19 protein-coding genes and 1 other RNA gene are annotated in these 20,638 nt (G+C 70.3%); 16 read left to right on the top strand and 4 right to left on the bottom strand.

Features of this window, described 5'->3' with window-relative positions; genetic code table 11:
- Window positions 1-15: 15 nt before the first annotated feature.
- The 3 genes from ACSMXX_RS20890 (at window position 16) to ACSMXX_RS20900 (ending at window position 3,699) form a co-directional block, all read left to right on the top strand.
- Window positions 16-1,389: a serine/threonine-protein kinase gene (locus tag ACSMXX_RS20890; RefSeq protein ID WP_473180230.1), complete on the top strand. Its 1,374-nt coding sequence runs from the start codon at window positions 16-18 to the stop codon at window positions 1,387-1,389.
- Window positions 1,390-1,634: 245 nt separating this feature from the next.
- On the top strand, window positions 1,635-2,753 hold the full coding sequence (gene prfB, locus ACSMXX_RS20895; protein ID WP_473180231.1) for a peptide chain release factor 2: 1,119 nt from the start codon (window positions 1,635-1,637) through the stop codon (window positions 2,751-2,753).
- A 253-nt stretch (window positions 2,754-3,006) separates the two neighbouring features.
- The gene (locus ACSMXX_RS20900; protein ID WP_473180232.1) at window positions 3,007-3,699 is read left to right on the top strand and encodes an LPXTG cell wall anchor domain-containing protein; all 693 of its coding nucleotides are present in this window, start codon (window positions 3,007-3,009) and stop codon (window positions 3,697-3,699) included.
- Between the two features lie 146 nt (window positions 3,700-3,845).
- Here ACSMXX_RS20900 and ACSMXX_RS20905 read toward each other — a convergent pair whose 3' ends face one another.
- Window positions 3,846-4,040, bottom strand: coding sequence for a hypothetical protein (locus ACSMXX_RS20905; protein ID WP_055485219.1), 195 nt, complete (start codon window positions 4,038-4,040; stop codon window positions 3,846-3,848).
- Between the two features lie 422 nt (window positions 4,041-4,462).
- On the opposite strand from ACSMXX_RS20905, the gene ftsE reads away from it, so the two are divergent.
- The 12 genes from ftsE (at window position 4,463) to ACSMXX_RS20965 (ending at window position 15,712) form a co-directional block, all read left to right on the top strand.
- The gene (ftsE, locus tag ACSMXX_RS20910) at window positions 4,463-5,152 is read left to right on the top strand and encodes a cell division ATP-binding protein FtsE (RefSeq protein WP_473180233.1); all 690 of its coding nucleotides are present in this window, start codon (window positions 4,463-4,465) and stop codon (window positions 5,150-5,152) included.
- Window positions 5,153-5,252: 100 nt separating this feature from the next.
- Window positions 5,253-6,164 carry a permease-like cell division protein FtsX gene (ftsX, locus tag ACSMXX_RS20915; protein ID WP_473180234.1) on the top strand — a complete coding sequence of 304 codons (912 nt, stop codon included), beginning with the start codon at window positions 5,253-5,255 and terminating at the stop codon, window positions 6,162-6,164.
- A gap of 68 nt (window positions 6,165-6,232) precedes the next feature.
- The gene (locus ACSMXX_RS20920) at window positions 6,233-7,531 is read left to right on the top strand and encodes a S41 family peptidase (RefSeq protein ID WP_473180235.1); all 1,299 of its coding nucleotides are present in this window, start codon (window positions 6,233-6,235) and stop codon (window positions 7,529-7,531) included.
- 18 nt (window positions 7,532-7,549) lie between these two features.
- Window positions 7,550-8,083, top strand: a complete 534-nt coding sequence (smpB, locus tag ACSMXX_RS20925; RefSeq protein ID WP_473180236.1) for an SsrA-binding protein SmpB — start codon at window positions 7,550-7,552, stop codon at window positions 8,081-8,083.
- 166 nt (window positions 8,084-8,249) lie between these two features.
- Window positions 8,250-8,620, top strand: a transfer-messenger RNA (tmRNA) gene (gene ssrA, locus ACSMXX_RS20930).
- Between the two features lie 662 nt (window positions 8,621-9,282).
- Window positions 9,283-9,963, top strand: coding sequence for a GOLPH3/VPS74 family protein (locus tag ACSMXX_RS20935; protein WP_473180237.1), 681 nt, complete (start codon window positions 9,283-9,285; stop codon window positions 9,961-9,963).
- Window positions 9,964-10,015: 52 nt separating this feature from the next.
- Complete coding sequence (locus ACSMXX_RS20940) at window positions 10,016-10,984, top strand: oxygenase MpaB family protein (protein WP_473180238.1); 969 nt, start codon at window positions 10,016-10,018, stop codon at window positions 10,982-10,984.
- Window positions 10,985-11,495: 511 nt separating this feature from the next.
- Window positions 11,496-12,398, top strand: a complete 903-nt coding sequence (locus ACSMXX_RS20945) for an ABC transporter substrate-binding protein (RefSeq protein WP_473180239.1) — start codon at window positions 11,496-11,498, stop codon at window positions 12,396-12,398.
- A 68-nt stretch (window positions 12,399-12,466) separates the two neighbouring features.
- On the top strand, window positions 12,467-12,619 hold the full coding sequence (locus tag ACSMXX_RS20950; protein WP_473180240.1) for a hypothetical protein: 153 nt from the start codon (window positions 12,467-12,469) through the stop codon (window positions 12,617-12,619).
- Window positions 12,620-12,645: 26 nt separating this feature from the next.
- On the top strand, window positions 12,646-13,464 hold the full coding sequence (locus tag ACSMXX_RS20955; RefSeq protein WP_473184885.1) for an ABC transporter permease: 819 nt from the start codon (window positions 12,646-12,648) through the stop codon (window positions 13,462-13,464).
- Complete coding sequence (locus ACSMXX_RS20960) at window positions 13,440-14,327, top strand: ABC transporter ATP-binding protein (protein ID WP_473180241.1); 888 nt, start codon at window positions 13,440-13,442, stop codon at window positions 14,325-14,327. The genes ACSMXX_RS20955 and ACSMXX_RS20960 overlap by 25 nt, the downstream gene beginning before the upstream one ends.
- On the top strand, window positions 14,324-15,712 hold the full coding sequence (locus ACSMXX_RS20965) for an LLM class flavin-dependent oxidoreductase (RefSeq protein WP_473180242.1): 1,389 nt from the start codon (window positions 14,324-14,326) through the stop codon (window positions 15,710-15,712). The genes ACSMXX_RS20960 and ACSMXX_RS20965 overlap by 4 nt, the downstream gene beginning before the upstream one ends.
- 9 nt (window positions 15,713-15,721) lie before the next feature.
- Here the strand turns inward: ACSMXX_RS20965 and ACSMXX_RS20970 are convergent, their stop codons facing one another.
- Complete coding sequence (locus tag ACSMXX_RS20970; protein ID WP_473180243.1) at window positions 15,722-16,309, bottom strand: TetR/AcrR family transcriptional regulator; 588 nt, start codon at window positions 16,307-16,309, stop codon at window positions 15,722-15,724.
- Window positions 16,310-16,403: 94 nt separating this feature from the next.
- On the opposite strand from ACSMXX_RS20970, the gene ACSMXX_RS20975 reads away from it, so the two are divergent.
- Complete coding sequence (locus ACSMXX_RS20975; RefSeq protein WP_473180244.1) at window positions 16,404-17,447, top strand: NAD(P)-dependent alcohol dehydrogenase; 1,044 nt, start codon at window positions 16,404-16,406, stop codon at window positions 17,445-17,447.
- Here the strand turns inward: ACSMXX_RS20975 and ACSMXX_RS20980 are convergent.
- Together ACSMXX_RS20980 and ACSMXX_RS20985 are read right to left on the bottom strand one after the other, a co-directional pair.
- Window positions 17,411-18,799: a lipase family protein gene (locus ACSMXX_RS20980; RefSeq protein WP_473180245.1), complete on the bottom strand. Its 1,389-nt coding sequence runs from the start codon at window positions 18,797-18,799 to the stop codon at window positions 17,411-17,413. The two genes, ACSMXX_RS20975 and ACSMXX_RS20980, sit on opposite strands and share 37 nt — an antisense overlap.
- 310 nt (window positions 18,800-19,109) lie before the next feature.
- A complete protein-coding gene (locus ACSMXX_RS20985; protein WP_473180246.1) occupies window positions 19,110-20,504 on the bottom strand; it encodes an MFS transporter in 1,395 nt (464 codons plus the stop codon).
- Between the last annotated feature and the right edge of the window lie 134 nt (window positions 20,505-20,638).

The raw sequence follows: 20,638 nt of genomic DNA on the forward strand, positions 1-20,638 counted from the left end.
CGTAGTTTTGTCGCCATGGCACGGAAGATCGGCAGTCGCTACACAGCTCACCAGATCCTGGGCCGCGGCAGCGCCGGCACGGTGTGGCTCGGCGAAGGTCCCGACGGCCCCGTCGCGGTCAAGCTCCTCCGCGAGGACCTCGCCTCCGACGAGGACCTGGTGGAGCGGTTCGTGCAGGAGCGCAGCGCCCTGCTCTGCCTCGACCACCCGAGCGTGGTCGGCGTCCGCGATCTCGTCGTGGACGGCAACGACCTCGCCCTCGTCATGCAGTTGGTCCGCGGCACGGATCTGCGCACCAGGCTGGAGCACGACCGCCGCATCGCGCCGCAGCCCGCGGTCGCGATCGCGGCGGACGTCGCGGACGGGCTGGCGGCCGCGCACGCGGCGGGCATCGTCCACAGGGACGTCAAGCCCGAGAACGTACTGCTGGACGCACTGGCACCGGCAGGCCCCGGCGGCGCACCGCCCGCGCTGCTCACGGACTTCGGCGTCGCGAAGCTGATCGACTCGCCCCGCACCACGCGGGCGACGTCGATCATCGGCACGCCCGACTACCTCGCGCCGGAGATCGTCGAGGGCCTGCCGCCGCGCGCCTCCGTCGACATATACGCCCTCGCCACCGTGCTCTACGAACTCCTCGCCGGATTCACGCCGTTCGGCGGCGGACACCCCGGCGCGGTGCTGCGCCGCCACGTCACCGAGTCGGTGGCCCCGCTGCCCGGCATCCCGGACGAGCTGTGGCTGCTGATCCACCAGTGCCTGGCCAAGGCCCCCGCCTCGCGGCTGCGCGCGGAGGAGGTGGCGGGACGGCTGCGCGAGCTGCTGCCGGATCTTGAGGGCCTGCCGCAGCTGGACATCGACGAACAGCCCGAGGAGCCCTACGAGTCGTACGAGTACGGCGGTTCCGACGGCCCGCACGAGAGCCACGGCTCCGGCGAGCTGCACGGCGGCGGGCGGACCTCCTCGGGTGATCACGCCCGTACGTCCGTCTCCGCGGGGCACGACGGCCGCGCGGCGCCGCCGGGCGGCGGTCACGGTACGGGCGCACACGGGCGCCCGGGCCGTGCCGCGGTGCCGCTGGTGCACAGCGGCGCGGGCCCCGACTCCAACCGCGACACCCATACGAGCATGCGCGTGCCCGGCGCCGACGAGCTGGCCGGCGGCGCCCACGGCACCGCCCGCGCACCTCGGGCCGTGGGCGAGCCGCGTGCGGGCTCCGCCCGGAACCGGGCCTCCGCGGCGGCCGAGCGCCGCCGGCGTCTCAAACTGGGCGCCGGAGCAGCGGTGATCGCGGCGGTGGCGGGCCTGGGCGGATGGCTGGCCGCGTCCGGTGGCGACGGTGAGACCACTCAGCCGGCGCCCGCGGTCGAGCGGCCGCACGAGCCCTGACACGGAACCGGCGAGTGGGGGAGTCAGGCGGGAGAGTCAGGCCGTACCGGCCTGGATTCCGGCCGGACTCCGGCCTGGATCCGTACGGATGTCCCGCCCCGGACCGGACGCGATGACGCCCGGACCGGGACGTGATCACGCCCGGACCCGGACGCGATCCCGCCGGGGCCGCGGGCCCGGTACGGGCCGTGTTCCGCCGACCCCGGCCGGGAACGGGCGGATCCCTCAGCCGTTAGGGTGGAGGTGTGGCCATCCCCGATTTTCCCGAAGAGCTCAAGTCCCTCCGCTCCACCATGGAGTCGATCGAGGCCGTCATGGACCTCGGCAGGATGAGGGCGGACATCGCCTCGCTCGAGGAGCGGGCGGCGGCCCCCGACCTGTGGGACGACGTGGAGAACGCGCAGCAGGTCACCAGCAAGCTCTCCTACCTCCAGGGCCAGCTGCGGAGAGTCGAGGAGCTTCGCTCGCGGATCGACGACGTCGAGGTGCTCTTCGAACTCGCCGGCAGCGAGAACGACGAGGACGCCCGCGGCGAGGCTGAGGCCGAACTGCAGTCGCTCCGCAAGTCGGTCGACGAGCTGGAGGTCCGCACCCTCCTCTCCGGTGAGTACGACCCGCGCGAGGCAGTCGTCAGCGTGCGTGCCGAGGCGGGCGGAGTCGACGCGGCGGACTTCGCCGAGCAGCTCATGCGGATGTATCTGCGCTGGAGCGAGCGCAGGGGCTATCCGACGGAGGTCTACGACACCAGCTACGCGGAGGAGGCGGGCATCAAGTCCGCGACCTTCGCCGTCAAGGCGCCCTACGCCTACGGCACTCTCTCCGTCGAGCAGGGCACGCACCGCATGGTGCGCATCTCGCCGTTCGACAACCAGGGCCGCCGTCAGACGTCCTTCGCGGGTGTCGAAGTGCTGCCCGTCGTCGAGCAGGTCGACCACATCGACATCCCGGAGAACGAGCTCCGGGTCGACGTGTTCCGTTCCTCCGGGCCGGGCGGCCAGTCGGTCAACACCACGGACTCCGCGGTCCGGATGACCCACATCCCCACGGGCATCGTCGTCTCCTGTCAGAACGAGAAGTCCCAGATCCAGAACCGCGCCGCCGCCATGCGCGTGATGCAGTCACGTCTGCTCGCACACCGCCGTCAGGAGGAGCAGGCGAAGATGGACGCGCTCAAGGGGGACGGGGGCAACTCCTGGGGCAGCCAGATGCGTTCGTACGTCCTGCACCCGTACCAAATGGTGAAGGACTTGCGGACGGAACATGAAGTCGGCAATCCCCAGAGCGTTCTCGACGGAGATATCGACGGCTTTCTCGAAGCAGGCATCCGCTGGCGCAAGCAGCAGGAGCAGCAGGACGAGAGCTGATCACGAGGCTCAACGAGCCACGTCCGCATAACGATTCGGACGGCACTCGTGAACTCGCCGTGCGGAACGGCCAATTCACACTGTTCTCGCTTGACTGAGGTGTGAAAAGTGGGAAAGCTGTGCGATCGCATGCCTGTGTCAGGGGCGCGTGCGGGGGTGATGAGCGGACAGAATCCGTGTCCCGGCAAGAGGCTCCGCAGCCCGTCACACAGCTGCTCCATTGAAGATTGAAACTACTGGGGGTAGTTGGCCAATGATGAAATCGAAGACGCGGCTGCGTGTGGCGCGCGTTGCAGCCGGCACGGTGTTCGCCGTCGGCGCCTCGTTCACCGCTGCGGGTGCCGCGCAGGCCGCCAGCCCGAGCGCCGCGGCGCAGGAGGACGGCCTCGTCGGCGGCCTCCTCGGTGGTGTGATCGGCGGTGGCGACAGCGGCGGTGACACCGGTGGCGAGACCGGCGGCGAGACCGAGGGCACCACCGGTGGCGACACCGGCGGCGACACCGAGGGCACCGTCAACGGTGGCGTCACGGGCGTTGTCGAGGGTGGCGAGACCGAGGGCACCACGGGCGACACCTCCGAGGGCACCTCCGGTGAGACCACGGGTGACACCTCCGAGGGCACCACCGGCGGCGACACCGGTGGTGACACGGGCGGCGACACCGGTGGCGACACCGGCGGCGGCGAGGAGCCCGCCACCATCGGCGGTTCCGGCGGTGGCGACGACACCTGCGACCTGAACGACGACAGCGTCGACTGCGGCAGCGAGACGCAGCCCGACAGCTCGGGCAGCCAGCCCGTCGAGCAGCCGCAGGCCCCGAAGGAGGAGCTGGCCGACACCGGTTCCGCCGAGACGACCTACCTCCTGGTCGGTGCCGCGACGATGATCGCGGGTGGTGTGGCCTTCCGCGTCATGCCGCGCATGATCAACCGCCGTACGGCTGCCTGAGGTCCGCAGGCGCAGATACACAGGCGAGGGGCCCGGGACGCAGCGGACAGCGCGTCCCGGGCCCCTCGTACGTGTACGGGTGCGAGGCGGGCGGGGGGCGACGGTGACCGGAAGCGATCACGCGGCGTCGCGACCCGCTCACGCCATTACGCCGTCGCCATCCGCTGGGCCACGAGCGCGACGGTCAGCAGGGCCAGCAGCAGCGCGAACAGGGCGGTGGGGGAGAGGCTCGCCAACGGCGACTCACGGTGCAGACGCTCGCGGTGTGCGCGGCACACGGAGCAGCGGCCCTCGCTCACGGGGCCGGCGCAGTTGGCACACACCAGTCGGTCGCATGTCATGCGAACTCCTCTCAGTCTGCCAACGACACCGGGGAGTAATCGGTTCCCCAAAGGATGCGGTCCTCCACTCCACTGTGCCAGCATCCGCGCGCGTGCGCAGAGGCTCGGTGCCGACCGCCGCCCGCCGGCGCCACCCGCCCCGGAAAGCCGGAGGGAAAGACCGCGAATGCCCGCTTTGCCCCAAAGGGCACGTGACCAAGCCCACCAACAACGGACGCCGACTGCGCACCGTGGGCCGGTTCGCGTAAGGTCGCCACACTCCCCCAGCCAACGCTGGGAGCTGCCCCCGGCGAAGCCAGGCGGGGTCCCCCGGCGGAAGCCCGGTGGGGGTCCTTCCCCGGCGAAGCCAGGGGGAGAGAGAGTGCCCTGGGAGCCGCACCCCGGCTTCCGCTGCCCCTACCCCAGGCCGACATGGTGTATCCGTGATCCGATTCGACAGCGTCTCCAAGTCCTACCCGAAGCAGAACCGCCCGGCGCTGCACGATGTCTCGCTGGACGTCGAGCGCGGCGAGTTCGTCTTCCTGGTGGGCTCGTCCGGCTCCGGCAAGTCCACCTTCCTCCGGCTGATCCTCCGCGAGGAGCGCGCCAGCACCGGGCAGGTGCACGTACTGGGCAAGGACCTCGCGCGGCTGTCCAACTGGAAGGTGCCGCAGATGCGCCGCCAGCTCGGGACGGTCTTCCAGGACTTCAGGCTGCTGGCCAACAAGACGGTCGGTGAGAACGTCGCGTTCGCGCTGGAGGTCATCGGCAAGTCCCGCGTCCAGATCCGCAAGACGGTCCCGGAGGTGCTCGACCTGGTGGGCCTCGGCGGCAAGGACGACCGGATGCCGGGGGAGCTCTCCGGCGGCGAGCAGCAACGCGTGGCAATCGCCCGCGCGTTCGCGAACCGTCCGATGCTGCTCATCGCCGACGAGCCGACCGGCAACCTGGACCCGCAGACCTCCGTCGGAATCATGAAGCTGCTGGACCGGATCAACCGGACCGGTACGACAGTGGTGATGGCCACGCACGACCAGCAGATCGTCGACCAGATGCGAAAGCGTGTCGTCGAGCTGGAGCGCGGCCGGCTCGTGCGTGACCAGACGCGCGGTGTCTACGGCTACCAGCACTGAGCAGCCGGCGGGCGGCCGCCGGCGCTGCGTCCGGCGGGCCCGAGGGCGAACAGTCTGAGCAGTCTGAGCAGTTGAGACGGCAACACACTGAAAGGACGCCATGCGCGCCCAGTTCGTACTGTCGGAGATCAGCGTCGGTCTCCGCCGCAATCTCACGATGACCTTCGCGGTGATCGTGTCGGTCGCCCTGTCTCTGGCCCTGGCCGGCGGTTCCCTGCTCGCGCGCGAGCAGGTCAGCACCATGAAGGGCTACTGGTACGACAAGGTCCAGGTGTCGGTCTACCTGTGCAACGAGAACGACGCCGACTCCGACCCGAACTGCGCCAAGGGCGCCGTGACCGGGCAGCAGAAGCAGCAGATCCGCACCGACCTGGAGAAGCTGCGCGTGGTCGACAAGGTCTACCACGAGTCCGCCGACGAGGCGTACAAGCACTACAAGGAGCAGTTCAAGGACTCTCCGCTCGCCGACTCCCTCACGCCCGACCAGATGCAGGAGTCCTACCGGGTCAAGCTCGAGGACCCGACCAAGTACCGGGTGCTGCAGACGGCGTTCTCCGGCAGACCAGGGGTGCAGGAGGTCCAGGACCAGCGGAACCTGCTTGAGAACCTCTTCAATCTGCTCAACGGCATGAACATCGCTGCCCTGTTCGTGATGGGGCTGATGCTCGTCGTCGCCCTGCTGCTGATCGTCAACACGGTCAGAGTCTCGGCCTTCAGCCGGCGACGGGAGACGGGGATCATGCGGCTGGTGGGTGCCTCCAGCTTCTACATCCAGATGCCGTTCATCCTGGAGGCGGCGATCGCCGGGCTCATCGGCGCGGGGTTCGCGTGCGTGCTCCTCCTCGGCGGCAAGTTCTTCCTCATCGACAGCTGGCTCGCGGAGAAGATCGCACTCATCAACTTCATCGGCTGGGACGCGGTGTTCAAGGTGCTGCCGTTGCTCATCGCGGTGGGTGTCCTGATGCCTGCGGTGGCCGCGTTCTTCACGCTGCGCAAGTACTTGAAGGTGTGACGCACGACGCTGGCGCCGTACGGCCAACGGGCCGTGCGGCGCCCCTCGTCTGGCCTAGACTCCGAAGCATGTCGGACTCGTGGTATTCCGCCCCATCCCCCGACAAACGGAGGGGAAGCTCCCGGCAACTGCGCCGCGGAGCGGGTCTGGCACTGGTTTTCGCGAGCGTTCTTGCGACGGGCGCGGCCACCGGTGCATGGGGCGACGGCGTGCGGGCCTTCGCGGGCTCGCGTGACATGGCGGCGGGGGAGACCCCCGCGAACGCGGACTTCGGCGACGGCACCCTCGGCAGCGCCACGAGCAGAGCAGCCGGCCTGTACGAGGACACCGAGCGCGCCAGGGACGACGGCGCGGACCCGGGCGGTGAAGAGGCCGAGGATCTGGTCAGCCGCAGCGGCGACCGCTGGTCCTCCGCCTATACGGCCCGCGAGTACGAGGGGCTTCAACGGACCCTGGACGGGGAGTACGTCGGCGTCGGCGTCTCCGTGCGCCGCGAACGGGACGCCCAGGGAACGCCGTCCGTCTCCGTTGCCCGGGTCGCACCGGGAAGTCCCGCCCACCGCGCGGGCGTTCAGCGCGGCGACCGGCTGCGCGCCGTCGACGGAGAGGACGTCTCCGACCACCCCGTCACCGACGTCGTGGCCCGGCTGCGAGGTTCGGAGACCGGCGGCCGTTCCGCGGACCCGTCCCCGGTGGGCAGCAGCGTCGAGCTCGAACTGGACCGCGACGGGCGGCAGTTGAAGGAGACGCTGCGCAGGGTGCAGCTGAGCACCGACGCGGTGGCCGTGGACCGGATGGGCCGCGGCGTCACCCGTATCAAGGTCACCTCCTTCACCAAGGGTTCCGCCGAGCAGGTGCGCGAAGCGGTCGCCCGGCACGCCCCGTCGGGTTCCGGCGTCGTGCTCGATCTGCGCGGCAACTCCGGCGGCCTGGTCGACGAGGCGGTCACCGCGGCCTCCGTCTTCCTGGAGGGCGGCCTCGTCGCCACGTACGAAGAGCACGGCAGCCAGCGCGCCCTCTACGCCGACAGCCGTCACGGCGCCTCGGCGAACGGCCGGGCGGCGCCGCCGCTGGTCGTACTCGTGGACGGCGGCACGATGAGCGCCGCGGAGCTGGTGACCGGAGCGCTGCAGGACCGCGGACGGGCCGTCGTCGTCGGCTCCCGCACCTTCGGCAAGGGCTCCGTCCAGATGCCCCGGGAGCTCCCCGACGGCTCCGTCGCTGAGCTCACCGTCGGCCACTACGCAACACCCTCGGGCCGCTCGCTGGACGGGGAGGGCATCACCCCGGACCTGCCGGTCGACTCCCCGGGGGACGCCTCGGAGCGGGCCCGCACAGTATTGAGTGGCCTGGAGACCCGGTCGTAGTGGGAGAATGGCCGGGCTATGTCGAAGAAGGACGAGAACAAGAACAAGGCCAAGGCCAAGAAGGCCAAGGACGCGAGGGGCGCCCGTAAGCTCATCGCGCAGAACAAGAAGGCGCGGCACGACTACCACATCCTCGACACCTACGAGTGCGGCATCGCGCTCACCGGTACGGAGGTCAAGTCCCTGCGGCAGGGCCGTGCTTCGCTGGCCGACGGCTTCGCCCAGCTCGACGGCGGCGAGGCCTGGCTGCACAACGTGCACATCCCCGAATACGCACAGGGCACGTGGACGAACCACACGGCCAGGCGGAAGCGGAAGCTGCTGCTGCACCGCTACGAGATCGACAAGCTGATCGGCAAGACCCAGGAGACGGGTCACACGCTTGTGCCGCTCCAGCTGTACTTCCTGAACGGGCGGGCCAAGGTCGAGATCGCGCTGGCCAAGGGCAAGAAGGAGTACGACAAGCGGCACGCGCTGCGTGAGCGGCAGGACCGGCGCGAGTCGGACCGGGCGATGGCCGCGGCACGACGGCGGCAGCGGGTGAAGGTCTGAGCACAGCGCGTAGGCGCTGACTGTAAGGAAACCTTACGGTTGTGCTGCGGGTGGGAATACCGATGCGCGCAATACGGTTGGCCGTGGTGTGGCCAGGTCACGTACCATGGTCACAGCGCGCCGCCCGCGAGGGCCCTGTAAGCGCTGTGGGTTGTCAACTCAACATGGGGATGATCGGTTTCGACAGCGGATGTCGAAGCAGGTGAAGCGAGCCGAGGAACGCGGCAATGATCTCGTTAACCATGTGCCGCAAAAAAATAATCGCCAATCAGAAGCGCGATTCCTTCGCCCTCGCTGCCTAAGCAGCGAGTGTGAAGTGTCAGCCCGGGTGCGTTCCCGACCCGGATCCTGGCATCAGCTAGGGGACTCACCGCGCAGGCCCGGTCACGGGGTCTGCCGGGACATCAAACAGTGACTGGGCCCGTCGGAGACTTGTCCACGTGATCTCCGGGGCCGAGAAAATCGAAGTGGACTGCGCTCGGAGAAGCCCTTCTTTTGCACCGTTGGACGCGGGTTCGATTCCCGCCATCTCCACTCGGGTGAGGGTGATCTGTGTCCGCGGAAAGCGCGGACCGGGTCACCCTCGTCGTGTTTTTGCGCGGCTCCGCCGCGCAGTGCGGGGGCTCCGCCACCCGCACCCCCTTTGCGGGGGCTTCGCCCCCGGCACCCCCTGCGGGGGCTTCGCCCCCGGCGACCCCCTCGGGGTTGCGCGCCGTTTCTGCACCCTCGCGGCTGCCACCGCTGCACCGTGTGTTGGACTTCGCCAACTCTTGCGAGTGCCTTAGACCGTCAACCAGCCCTGGTCAGGGGCCTGTTGGGGACTCACAACCATCCGGGAGCCCGGCCGGGGACGGACGAGGTGACTCCCACCGGGGGAGAGCCGCCGACGCACGGGAGGGGGGGACGTGGAGGTGGTGGTTCCGGGAAACTCAAGCAGGATTTGCGGACCGGCACATGAGAGCCAGAACAAAGGCCCGTAACGGCACAGGGAGGAAAATCATGCCTTCCCGGAGCCGCCGCCGGAACGGCCCGCCCCCGGCACCACGCACCCCCCGGAGGCGAACCCGTCGCGGAACCGGACGCCGCCGGAACGGCCCGCCCCCGGCACCACGAACACACCCGAAGCGAACACGGCGCGCCCCAACAAAGCCCGTCACCGGGGCTTAAGTCGTCCCGCCCTCCCGTGCTGTGATGGGGGCATGGACCGTAAGGACAAGAATCCGGGGGACCAGCGCAGCCTCCCCGCCGAGTTGTACCTGCTCGCGTGCGACATGGAGAAGGAGAAGCTCACTAAGCGGGACGTGCTGGGCAACGTGCTCCGCGCCGCTGTGCTCGTCGAGTTGACCGATCGCGGCTGCCTCACCGATGAGGGCGGCAAGGCCCGCACGGTCGGCGACCGGCGTACCGGCGATCCGGTGCTCGACGAGGCGCTGCGCGCGATAGCGGCGGACAAGCCCCGCAAGTGGAAGGCGCTGGTGCAGCTGAAGCGCAAGCAGTGCTTCCAGGCAGTGGAGCAGCAACTCGAACGCGAGCGCGCCATCCGTATCGAACGGCGCACCTGGCGCTACGACGGGATCGCCGTGAAGGACACCGCCTCGGTGAAGCGCCTGCGTGCGGAAGCCGTAGAGACGCTGACCAGCGGGCGCCCCGTGGAGGAGTTCAGCACCCGGCAGGCCGCGCTGACCGCGCTGGCCGCGGTGGGCCGGCTGCCCACCGTCACTTCGGGCAAGGACCGGCGCGAGCACAAGAAGCGCATCAAGGCGCTGACGGAGCGTGCAGGCGAGGCCGGTCCCGCACTGAAGAAGGCGCTGGACGACATGCAGATCGCAACCGGTGCCGCGATCGGCGCAGCGGCCTCCGCGGGTGCCGCCGGCGAGTGACTGGCCGCCGGCCGGTGACTCGCGCAGGCCCGTAGCGGGAAGGAGCCGGGGTGTGGAGCAGCAACCGGATGCCAGGCCCGGCCCCGCCGGCCAGGAGCCGCTGGGCCCTGACTCGCTGACGTGGAAGTACTTCGGCGACTGGCGCGGAGTGCTGCTCGCCCCCTGGGCGGGCGCGATGCAGAACATGCACCCCGGGCTGGGCGCCGGAGTCGCCGAGCACTCCCGGTTCTTCGAGGAGCGCTGGCAGCGGCTGTTCCGTTCGCTGTATCCGATCGGCGGCGTCGTCTACGACGGTCCGCGCGCCGTCGAGACCGCCCGTCAAGTGCGCGGATACCACAACACGATCAAGGGCGTCGACGGGCAGGGACGTCCGTACCACGCGCTCGACCCGGACACCTTCTACTGGGCACACTCCACCTTCTTCATGCTCACGCTGCTCGTCGCCGACCGTTTCGGACCCGGCCTGAGCGAGGACGAGAAGCGGCAGCTCTTCGACGAACACGTGCGCTGGTGGCGGCTGTACGGGATGAGCATGCGGCCCGTGCCGGAGAGCTGGCCCGAATTCCAGGCGTACTGGGACCGGATGGCGCGCGAGGTGCTGGAGGACAATCAGCTGGCGCGCGACGTGCTCGACATCCGCCTCATCGCCAGGCCGCCGGCGCTCTCCTGGATGCCGCATGCCGTCTGGCGTGCGCTGCGCGGGCCGCAGGCACGGTTCACCGTCTGGTTCACGGTCGGGCTCTTCCCCGCGCCGGTGCGCGAGCGGCTCGGGCACCGGTGGACCGTACGGGACGAGCGGAGGCTGCGGCGCATCGGGCGGCTCGTCCATCATGCTTGGCGGCTGGTGCCGTTCAGGTACCGCTACCACCCGCGGGCGCGGGCCGGATGGCAGCGCGCTGCCGGGCTGCGGCCGGCCGGCGCCCCCCAAGTGGAGTCGCCGGTACGGAACTCGCCGCTGCCGGAGGAGCGGAACTCGCCCAAGCACTATGTGCCGCCGCCGGTTCACGACAGCCGTCGGTGAGGCATCGGACGCCTTCAGCAGCTCGCTTCCCAGGTGACGGGGAGCCGGTACACCCCGTAGATGCCGGCGGTACGTCCTCGAAGGCGAAGTTCCGGCGCGGCCGGCTGCCCAACGGCTCCCCAAGCCACCCGCGCCACCCGCGCCCCCGACTTCCGTGGGTGTTTCCCCGTGTAACACCGCAATGGCAGGGACGCGAAGCCCGTATTGCACTTTCTGCCTTGCGGCTGCGGGCTGTTGACCCCGGTACGGGGTGTCGTTAGCTTCGTCGGCATGCTCAACTTCCCCGGCTTCACTCAGCGCCGCTCCGTGGATTTCCGGCGCGTCGCATCCGCCCTGTGTAGCTGAGTTCTCTCCCCCGGCGCGCAAACGCGGCAAACGCCGTCCCGCGCCCCCCATTCCCGTTCTCACTTCTTTATCTGCGCCGTTCGGCCGCCCCGTTGCGATTCCCGCAGGGCGGTCCGGTGGCGCATGCCCGTACAACCCCCGCCCTTGAACGAACCGGGACACGAACATGCCCAGGCACGCCCCTGACCAGCACCGGACCCGCCACCGTACGTACGCCCGCCGATGGCTCCCGACCAGGACTTCCGCGCTTCTCCTCGCCCTCACCGCTCCTGCGCTGCTGGTGAGTTGCGCGCAGCAGGACACGGGCGGCACCAGCGACGCGAAGCTCGCGAAGACGGAGATCCCCAAGGTCTCCCCGAAGACGACGCTCACGATCGGTGCGCCCGAGGACCGCGTGATACTGAAGCTCTCAGGAGCCGCGAAGAAACTGCCGTTCAAGGTGAAGTGGGCGAATATCAGCGGCGGTCCGCAGTGCTCCGAGGCATTCCGCGCGCATTCGCTGGATCTGTGCGCGTCTGCGGAAGTGCCGTCGATTCACGCGCACTGGACGGGCCTTGACACGAAACTCGTCGCGGCGGAGGTACGCAAGGACCCCGCGCGGAATCCGATCTACCGGCTGGGAATCGCGCCCGGTGCCGGCATCGACTCGCTGAAGGATCTGCGCGGGAAGAAGATCGCATTCAGCCCCGGGCAGGCGCAGGGCGCCCTCGTACTGCGCATCCTGGCCAAGGCGGGGCTGGAGAAGGACGACGTGAAGCTCGTCGAGATGCCCAGCACCGGCGACGTCTACTCGACCGCACTCGGCGAGCGCCAGGTCGACGCGGCACCGCTCGGCGCGGTCAACCTCAAGCGCTACCCGGCCAAGTACGGCAAGGACGGCGGCAAGACCATCCCGCACGGGCTCCGCGACGACGCCTCCCATCTGTGGGCGCCGACCGAGTCCGTGGCCGATCCGCAGAAGGCCGCCGCCATCAGGGAGTTCGTCAAGTTCTGGCGCGGGCGCAGTTCTGGGCGTACGAGCACCCGGAGGAGTGGGTCGACGGCTACGCGGTCAAGGACCAGGGCCTGAGCCGTGCGGACGGCGCCTACCTGCACAAGCACAACGGCGAACCGGCCGTACCCGCCGACTGGGACGCGGTGATCCGCCGCCATCAGAAGACCGTCGACCTGATCGCCAGGGAGACCGGCCAGGAGAAGTTCGACGCGGCGACGCTCTTCGACCGGCGCTTCGAACCGGTCGCCGCGGACGCCCTCAAGTCGGGTGGCAAGTCAGGGGAGGAGAAGCCGTGAGCGTGAGCACACAGACACTCGGGCGCCTGACGGGCGCCGTGCGGTGGCGGCGGCAGCCCGCACTAGGGGGCCCGCGCCTCGCGCCGGGCCGTCCCCTCAGGTTCGGCAAGGCGCTCGGCCCGCTGCTGCTCGTCGCCGTGTGGTCGGCGGGCTCCGCGGCCGGGCTCATAGAGCCCCGTCTGCTGTCGGCACCGTGGACGGTCGTGAGCACTGCCGGCGATCTCATCGCGGACGGCAGGCTCCAGGGCCATCTGGCCAGCTCGGCCCAACGTGCCTTGCTGGGCCTGCTGTTCGGCACCGTGGGCGGGCTGTTCTTCGCGGTCGCAGCCGGGCTGAGCCGCGTCGGCGAGGGCCTGATCGACGGCCCGGTGCAGATGAAACGGGCGCTGCCCTCGCTGGCGCTGGTGCCGCTGCTGGTGCTGTGGTTCGGCATCGGCGAGTCGATGAAGGTCATCACCGTGGCGCTCGCCGTCTTCGTCCCCGTCTACATCCACACCCACAACGGGCTGCGCACCATCGACAGCCGCTATGTGGAGCTGTCGGAGACGGTGCGGCTGAAGCGGAGCCAGTTCATACGCCATGTCGTGCTGCCCGGCGCACTGCCCGGCTTCCTGCTCGGCATGCGCTTCGCAGTGACGGCGGCCTGGCTGGCCCTGGTCGTCGTCGAACAGGTCAACGCCACCAGCGGACTCGGCTACATGATGGAGCTGGCACGCACGTACGGACAGACCGAGGTCATCATCGTCGGGCTGGTCGTGTACGGGCTGCTGGGCCTCCTCTCCGACGGGCTGGTGCGATACGCGGAGAGGAAGGTGCTGTCATGGCGGCGGACACTCGCGAGCTGAGCGCAGCGGCGCAAGGACGCACGGCGGTACGCATCCACGGTCTGGAACGTTCCTTCGGGGATCGGAAGATCCTGGACGGGCTCGAACTCGACATCAGGGCAGGCGAGTTCGTGGCGCTGCTCGGACGCAGCGGATCCGGCAAGTCGACGCTGCTGCGGGCGCTGGCAGGCCTCGACCACAACGTGCGGGGCAAGGGCCTGCTGAGCGCGCCCGCCGACGTCTCCGTCGTCTTCCAGGACGCACGGCTGCTGCCGTGGAAGCGGGTCCTGGACAACGTGCTGCTCGGCCTCACCGGTGACGGGGCGCGCGAGCGCGGGCGTGCGGCGCTCGCCGAAGTCGGTCTCGCCGACCGGGAGTCGGCCTGGCCCGTGGAGCTGTCCGGCGGTGAGCAGCAGCGGGTCTCGCTGGCCCGCTCCCTCGTACGGGAGCCCCAACTCCTGCTCGCGGACGAACCGTTCGGGGCACTGGACGCGCTCACCCGCATCCGCATGCACGAGCTGCTGCGGAAGCTGTGCGAGGCGCACCGTCCGGCTGTGCTGCTGGTGACGCACGACGTGGACGAGGCGATCGAACTGGCCGACCGCGTCGCGGTGCTGGAGGACGGCCGCATCACGGCGGACGTCCGCGTCGAGCTGGACGGCCCGCGCAGCCACGGCACGGCTCAGTACGCGGCGTTGCGCGAGTCGCTGCTGACGCGGCTGGGCGTGGACGTCGAGACGGGCGGAGAAGTGGGCGGCGAAGTGGACGGCGAAGTGGACGGGGAAGTGGGCGCGGAAGTGGACGCGGCGGGGCGGTCCGCAGGCGGGGCTCCCGCCTCCCGGGAGCGCGTGGCGGCCGGCAGCAGGGCGGAGGTCTCCGCATGACGGTGAACGGCGGCGAGGAGCCGCGGGAGCTGCACCTCAATCTGTTCGTCTATCCGGGCGGCCATCACGAGGCCGCCTGGCGGCACAGCACTTCGGACCCGGACCGGCTGCTGGACGTCCGCTTCTACCAGGATCTCGCCCGCAGTGCGGAGGAAGTCGCCTTCGACGGCGTCTTCTTCGCCGACGGCCCGGCCCTGGCAGACAACGTCCGCTACGCGAGCCGCTTCCGGCTAGAACCCTTCACGTGGCTGTCGGCCATCGCCGCAGTGACCGAGCGGATCGGCCTGATCGCCACCGCGTCCACGACCTACTCCGAGCCGTACAACCTGGCGCGGCTCTTCGCCTCGCTCGACCACATCAGCCAGGGCAGAGCGGGCTGGAACATCGTCACCACCTCGGCGCCGCAGGCCGCGCAGAACTTCGGCCTCGACGCTCACCCCGTACACGCCGAACGGTACGAGCGCGCCCGCGACTTCCTGGAGGCCGCCGGCAAGCTCTGGGACAGCTGGGAGGACGACGCACTCGTCGCCGACCAGCGCAGTGGCCTCTTCGCGGACACCGACCGCATCCACACCGTCGACCACGACGGCCCGCTGCTGAAGGTGCGCGGCCCGCTCAACATCCCCCGCCCGCCGCAGGGCAGGCCCGTCTACGTACAGGCGGGTTCCTCGGAGGACGGACGGGCCTTCGCCGCCCGCTATGCGGAAGCGGTCTTCACCGCTCACCAGACGCTGCGGAGCGGCCAGGAGTTCTACGCCGACATCAAGAATCGGGCCGCCCGACTCGGGCGTGATCCACGGCAGTTGCTGGTGCTGCCCGGCATCAGCCCGTTCATCGCCTCCACGGAGGCGGCGGCGCGGCGGCTGCACGAGGAGTTCAACGAGCTGACACAGCCGGAGTATTCGCTGGAGCTGCTGCACCGGCTCCTCGGCATCAGCCTGACGCAGGAGGAGCTGGACGGCCCCGTACCGCGGGAGCTGATCGAGACGGAGGGCGAACGCGGCAACGGCAGCCGCTTCCGGCTCGTCCTCGACATCGTCGAGCGCGAACAGCCCACCGTGCGGCAGCTGTTGCACCGTCTGGCGGGTGCACGGGGCCACCGCGTCATCGCCGGCACGCCCGAGCAGGTCGCCGGCCAGCTGCAGCAGTGGTACGAGCAGGGGGCCGCCGACGGCTTCAACGTCATGCCGCCCTGGCTGCCCGGGGGCTTCGACCTGTTCGCCGCGCACGTCGTGCCGATCCTGCGCGAACGCGGCCTCTTTCGCACCGCCTACACCGGCCGCACGCTGCGCGAACACTACGGACTGGCCCGCCCGTCGAGCCGTTATGCATCTCGGGACGCCGTGGCATCCGCCCCGCAGGGCGCCGCCGCCTCGGTGGCTTGAACGACGCAGTCAATCGGCCGCGACAGTGCGCCGGACGCTTTCGCGGAGCAGGGAACGGCGCTGTTCGTGCACGTCGGGGGGTTCCTGGTCGGTCGCCGCATAGACGTTGCTGACCGGTGACCAGGCCATGGACATGGCGATGACCATGGCCATCACGTCGAACGGGTCTCCTGGGCGCACCCGGCCGGCGGCTTGGGCTTCGGCGATGGCCCGCAGTTTGCGATCGTCCCAGCGGTCGTGGTCCTCCACGAGGTGGCCGCCCGGCCGGCGCTCCAGACGCGCCCAGGTGGCCAGCCTGATGAGGTCGGGGCGGCGGAGGTATTCGTCGTAGAGGCGTACGGCCCAGTCCGCGAGGTCGGCGGCGTCGATGGGGACGACGTTCGTGATCCGCTCCAGCGAGCCGAAGAAGATCGCGTCGAAGAGCTTGTCCTTGTTGCCGAAGTAGGCATAGAGCTGGGCCTTGTTGGTGCGCGCGGCGGACACGATGCGCTCGATACGCGCTCCGGCGATGCCGTGCTCGGCGAATTCCCGGGTGGCCACATCAAGGATGCGCTGGTAAGTCGCGGCTCCGCGCGAGGTCAGGGGCTGATCCGCCATGCCCGCGACACTAACAGACAGAACGGTTGGTTTGCCTAGCGGGTGGACCGCGCCTACGCTAATAGACCGAACAGTCTGTTTAAGGAGATGCGCTGTGCGGACAACGACCGGCTGGCAGGCGGACGGCCCCACGGCAACGCTGCGGCGCACACCGCTGGAGCGTCGCGACCTGCGCCCCGACGATCTCGCGGTCCAGATCGACTACTGCGGCGTCTGCCACACCGACTTGCACGCCGTCCGCGACCATGACGGCGAAACGGGCCATCTCCTGGTGCCAGGGCACGAGTTCACGGGCGTGGTCACCGAGACCGGGCCCGCGGTCACCCGCTTCCGCGTCGGTGACCGCGTCGCGATCGGCAACATCGTCGATTCGTGCGGCGAGTGCCCCATGTGCTGGGCCGGTCAGGAGAACTTCTGTCACGCCTTCCCGACCCTGACCTACGGCGGCACCGACCGGCTGGACGGATCGACCACCCTGGGCGGGTACTCCCGCGAGTACGTCGTCCGCGACTGGTTCGCCTACCCGCTTCCTGCCGGCCTGGACCCGGCCGCCGCCGCTCCTTTGCTCTGCGCCGGTGTCACCGTCTGGGAACCGCTGCAGACTCTGGGGGTCGGGCCCGGCAGCCGCGTCGGCGTGGCGGGGCTGGGGGGCCTGGGGCATCTCGCGGTCAAGATGGCCGTGGCGCTCGGCGCCACGACGTCGGTCATCAGCCGTTCGCCCGACAAGGCCGATGACGCACGTCGTCTCGGCGCCCACGGGCTCATCGTGTCCACGGAACCGGAGCAAATGGCCGAGGCGCGGGACCGGTTCGACGTCGTCATCGACACCATCGCCGCCCCGCACGACCTCGGTCCGTATCTGCGACTGGTCGCCATGGACGGCACCCTCAGCCACCTCGGGCACCTCGGACCGGTCACCGTGGAGACCATGGACCTGCTCGTGGGACGCAAGAGACTCAGCTCCGCAGGCAGCGGGGGCCGTCCCGCGACCGCAGCCATGCTGGACTTCTGCGCCGGCAAGGGCATCACTGCCGAGATCGAACTGCTCCCCTCAACACAGGTGAACGACGCCCTCGCCCGCCTCCGCCGAGGCGATGTCCACTACCGGTTCGTGCTCGACATGTCCGACCTGAGTTGAGACCCGGTCCCGCAGTCGGACGTGGCGGACTTGCCGGAAAGGCGGTCGGTGAGCCACGAGATCGCATCGCCCTGGTCGACGATCAGCGGTGTGAGGTGGTTGGTGAGCAACCCGTCGCCGAGGTTGGGCAGTTCGACGGGCTTGTAGGTGACGTCCGCGCCCTTGCCGCACCATTCCACGGCGAGGCGGCGTGCCTGCTCGTGCCCCACGATGTCGTCCTGGGTGCCGGTCGCCACCCGCACCGGGCTCGCCGGTTTCCGCGAGCCGATCCGCTGGGCGTCCAACGTGGCCTGAAGCTTGGGCTCCTGGGCGATGATGTCGGCGATGGACTTGCCGCTGGTCGTCCACTCCTCACTCCGCTTGAAGCCGTACCTGAAGATCGAGTCGCCCACGCACATGGCCGACAGATCCTGCAGGGCCGCTTTCCCTTCGGTGTTGATGTTCTCGTCCGCGATCTCCTCCAGGGAGGGGTCCGACTGGACGAAGCCGTTGATCGACCAGCCCAGCGCACCGGCCAGCGCACTGCCGTCGATGCCCTTCATCACCTCGGTCAGATCGGCGGGCGGTGCGCCTGAATAGGTGCCGGCGAGCTTCACGTCCGGTGCGTACGAGGGCTGCAGTTCGGCGGCTGCGGCGGTCGCGCCGCCGCCCTGGCTGTAGCCGTACAGGCCGACGCGCGAGCCGGAGGTGACCGACGCCGCGTCCAGCTTGCGGGCCGCACGGGCGGAGTCCAGCAGGGCGTGTGCCTCGTCGAGGCGGTTGACGTAGGTGTGCAGCCGGTCCGTCGCACCGAGGCCCGCGTAGTCGGTGACGACCACGGCGGCGCCTTGGGCCAGTAGCCGGTAGACCGCCACGTCCTCGTAACCGACGGAGACGGACCGGCCGTTGAAGCTGGTCGGGTGCTCCAGAGCGAGCGAGGCGGCACACTGGTCGCCCTGCCCCATCGTGCCCGGTGCCAGGGCTACGAGGGGGCGCGGGCCGTCGCCTTTCCACTCGGCCGACGGCTCGATGTAGGCGCCGGTCACCGCCACCGGATCGCCGTTCGAGTCAGTGGACTTGTACATCAGACGGGTCGCCTCGCCGGGCAGCGGACCGTTCGGGCCCGGCAGGCTCAGGCCGAGCGGGAGCGGCTCGGTCCGGATCAACTCACCGTCGGCGTCGGGCAGTTGAGCGGGCGGGTCGTAGAAGGCCGGGACCCGTGAGTCCTGCGGGTCGGGCCGCTCGGACCCGGTGGCCGTCCCGGCTGGTACCGCTTGCAGTGCCAGACAGGCGAGAGCGGCGACGGCGACCGTCGCCGGCCGGGTGCGGCCGGACACCGTACGGGCGCGGAGATTCCTGAACGCCTGGCGCATTGCCGGCTCCCTTCGCTCTGCTCCTTCGCGGAGTGAGGGGAACGCTAAGGGCAAGCGCGTACCACCGGTAACCCATCGGTACGTTACGCTCGAGTAACTATCGCGGCGGCGCCGGGTGGGCCGTTCCTGCCTCCGGGCGCCAAGGGGTTCCAGCCGCACGAGCTCAGCGGCGACGCCGTACTGCGGCTCTGCCTCGCCCGTGCGAACGGCCACGAGGTGCACATCCCCGGCCGGGACCCGAAGTACGGCTCAGGGATCGACGCGCGCCGCCGCGTCTCGCTCTGAGGACGGCACGTGGGCGCCGTACAGGTCACCGACTCGCCTGCTCTGCACGCCACTTGACCCACCCCGGCCGGGCCCGCACGAGCGCGGAGGAAGCCGCGGCCGCCGCGAGGAGCGCCGCCGTCGGCGGAACCGTGAACGCTGTGGGCACCGGCAGATGTTCGGCCACCCAGCCCGCGGCCGCCGATCCCGCCGCGATGCCGCTCAGCAGGGCGGTGACGGCCCAGGTCATGCCCTCGTTCAGCCGCGCCGCGGGGACGGTCTCCTGGATGAGGGTCATGCCCGTCACCATCGCGGGCGCCGCCGCCATGCCGGCGACGAGCAGGGCCGCCCCGAGCAGCAGAAGGCTCCCGGTGCTCGCCGCGGCGAATGACACGAGCGCCAGGAAGGCCATCAGGCAGACGCACAGCGCGAACCGCCGCGCGATCGGGCCCGCCGGCGGCCGGGCCGTGCCGATGAGGAGACCCGTCACCGCGGAGCCCAAGGCATGGAGGGCGAGCACGACGCCCGCCGCCCCTTGTTGCCCCCGCCCGTCGGCGAAGGCGATCGTCGCGACCTCCATCGAGCCGAACACGACACCGACGCACAGGAACGTGGCCAACAGCGGGAGCAGCGCGGGCAGTTGGAGTGGCGGCGGAGCCGGATCGGCAGTGGTCCTCCGTGCCACCGGCGGCTCGGTGCCCCGTTGCCGGGTGAAGATCAGCATGCCCGCCAGAAGCAGCACGGCTCCGGCCAGCGTCCCCGCTTCCGGGAAGAGCACGGTGCACATGAGGGCGGCAAGGGGCGGACCGCCCACGAAACACAGCTCGTCGGCGGCCTGTTCGAAGGAGTTGGCCGTGTGCCGGGCAGCGGGGTCGGTACGGAAGATGTGCGCCCAGCGGGCCCGGGACATGCCGCCGGTGTTGGGCGTCGTGGCGGTCGCGGCGTACGAGGTGAACAGCGTCCAGTCCGGCGCCCCGAACCGTACGCACGCTGCCAGCGACACCGCTCCAGTGGCTGCGATCAGCGCGGCGGGCAGAGCGATACGCGCCTGCCCGTGCCGGTCGATCAGCCGCGCGGTCAGCGGCCCCACGACGGCGGTCGCGGCGAGCCCGGTCGCGCTCACGACTCCAGCCAGCGCGTACGAGCCCCGGGTGGTCGCGATCATGATGACCGCGGAGACGGTGAACATCCCCATGGGCAGCCGGGCGAGCATGTTGCCCGCCGTGAAGGCGCGGGCCCCCGGCACCGCGAACAGCCGTGCGTACGGGGTGAGTCGGCGCGGGATCGCCCGCTGCGGCCGGCGGCGCGCGGGCCTGGGGGAGCCGGCCTCGGTCGTCGGGTGTGCGATCAGCGTGTGACCCGTCAGCCCGAGGAGAGGTCCGCCGTCCCCGGGCGAACTGCCGTCATGCCGGTGGTCGCTGGGTGCGGCGGAGTCGGGCATTGCGCCAGCCTGGCGCCCGGCCCGGAATCCGGCCAGCGGTTTTTCGCTGCGGACGCCTGCGCGTGCCGTCCCGGCGCGGTAGGCCTACGGCGTGCGGGAGGCCCCGTCGGAACCGACCGACGGGGCCTCGCACT

The organism is Streptomyces sp. DSM 116795 (assembly GCF_055792905.1).

What these genes read in the sequence shown, in the direction of transcription:
- ACSMXX_RS20920 (WP_473180235.1), top strand. Translation starts at nt 6,233, where the DNA reads ATGTCGGACTCGTGGTATTCCGCCCCATCCCCCGACAAACGGAGGGGA.
- ACSMXX_RS20970 (WP_473180243.1), bottom strand. Translation starts at nt 16,309, where the DNA reads ATGGCGGATCAGCCCCTGACCTCGCGCGGAGCCGCGACTTACCAGCGC.
- ACSMXX_RS20900 (WP_473180232.1), top strand. Translation starts at nt 3,007, where the DNA reads ATGATGAAATCGAAGACGCGGCTGCGTGTGGCGCGCGTTGCAGCCGGC.
- ftsX (WP_473180234.1), top strand. Translation starts at nt 5,253, where the DNA reads ATGCGCGCCCAGTTCGTACTGTCGGAGATCAGCGTCGGTCTCCGCCGC.
- ACSMXX_RS20890 (WP_473180230.1), top strand. Translation starts at nt 16, where the DNA reads ATGGCACGGAAGATCGGCAGTCGCTACACAGCTCACCAGATCCTGGGC.
- ACSMXX_RS20960 (WP_473180241.1), top strand. Translation starts at nt 13,440, where the DNA reads ATGGCGGCGGACACTCGCGAGCTGAGCGCAGCGGCGCAAGGACGCACG.
- ACSMXX_RS20945 (WP_473180239.1), top strand. Translation starts at nt 11,496, where the DNA reads ATGCCCAGGCACGCCCCTGACCAGCACCGGACCCGCCACCGTACGTAC.
- ACSMXX_RS20935 (WP_473180237.1), top strand. Translation starts at nt 9,283, where the DNA reads ATGGACCGTAAGGACAAGAATCCGGGGGACCAGCGCAGCCTCCCCGCC.
- ACSMXX_RS20905 (WP_055485219.1), bottom strand. Translation starts at nt 4,040, where the DNA reads ATGACATGCGACCGACTGGTGTGTGCCAACTGCGCCGGCCCCGTGAGC.
- ACSMXX_RS20965 (WP_473180242.1), top strand. Translation starts at nt 14,324, where the DNA reads ATGACGGTGAACGGCGGCGAGGAGCCGCGGGAGCTGCACCTCAATCTG.
- smpB (WP_473180236.1), top strand. Translation starts at nt 7,550, where the DNA reads ATGTCGAAGAAGGACGAGAACAAGAACAAGGCCAAGGCCAAGAAGGCC.
- ACSMXX_RS20985 (WP_473180246.1), bottom strand. Translation starts at nt 20,504, where the DNA reads ATGCCCGACTCCGCCGCACCCAGCGACCACCGGCATGACGGCAGTTCG.
- ACSMXX_RS20980 (WP_473180245.1), bottom strand. Translation starts at nt 18,799, where the DNA reads ATGCGCCAGGCGTTCAGGAATCTCCGCGCCCGTACGGTGTCCGGCCGC.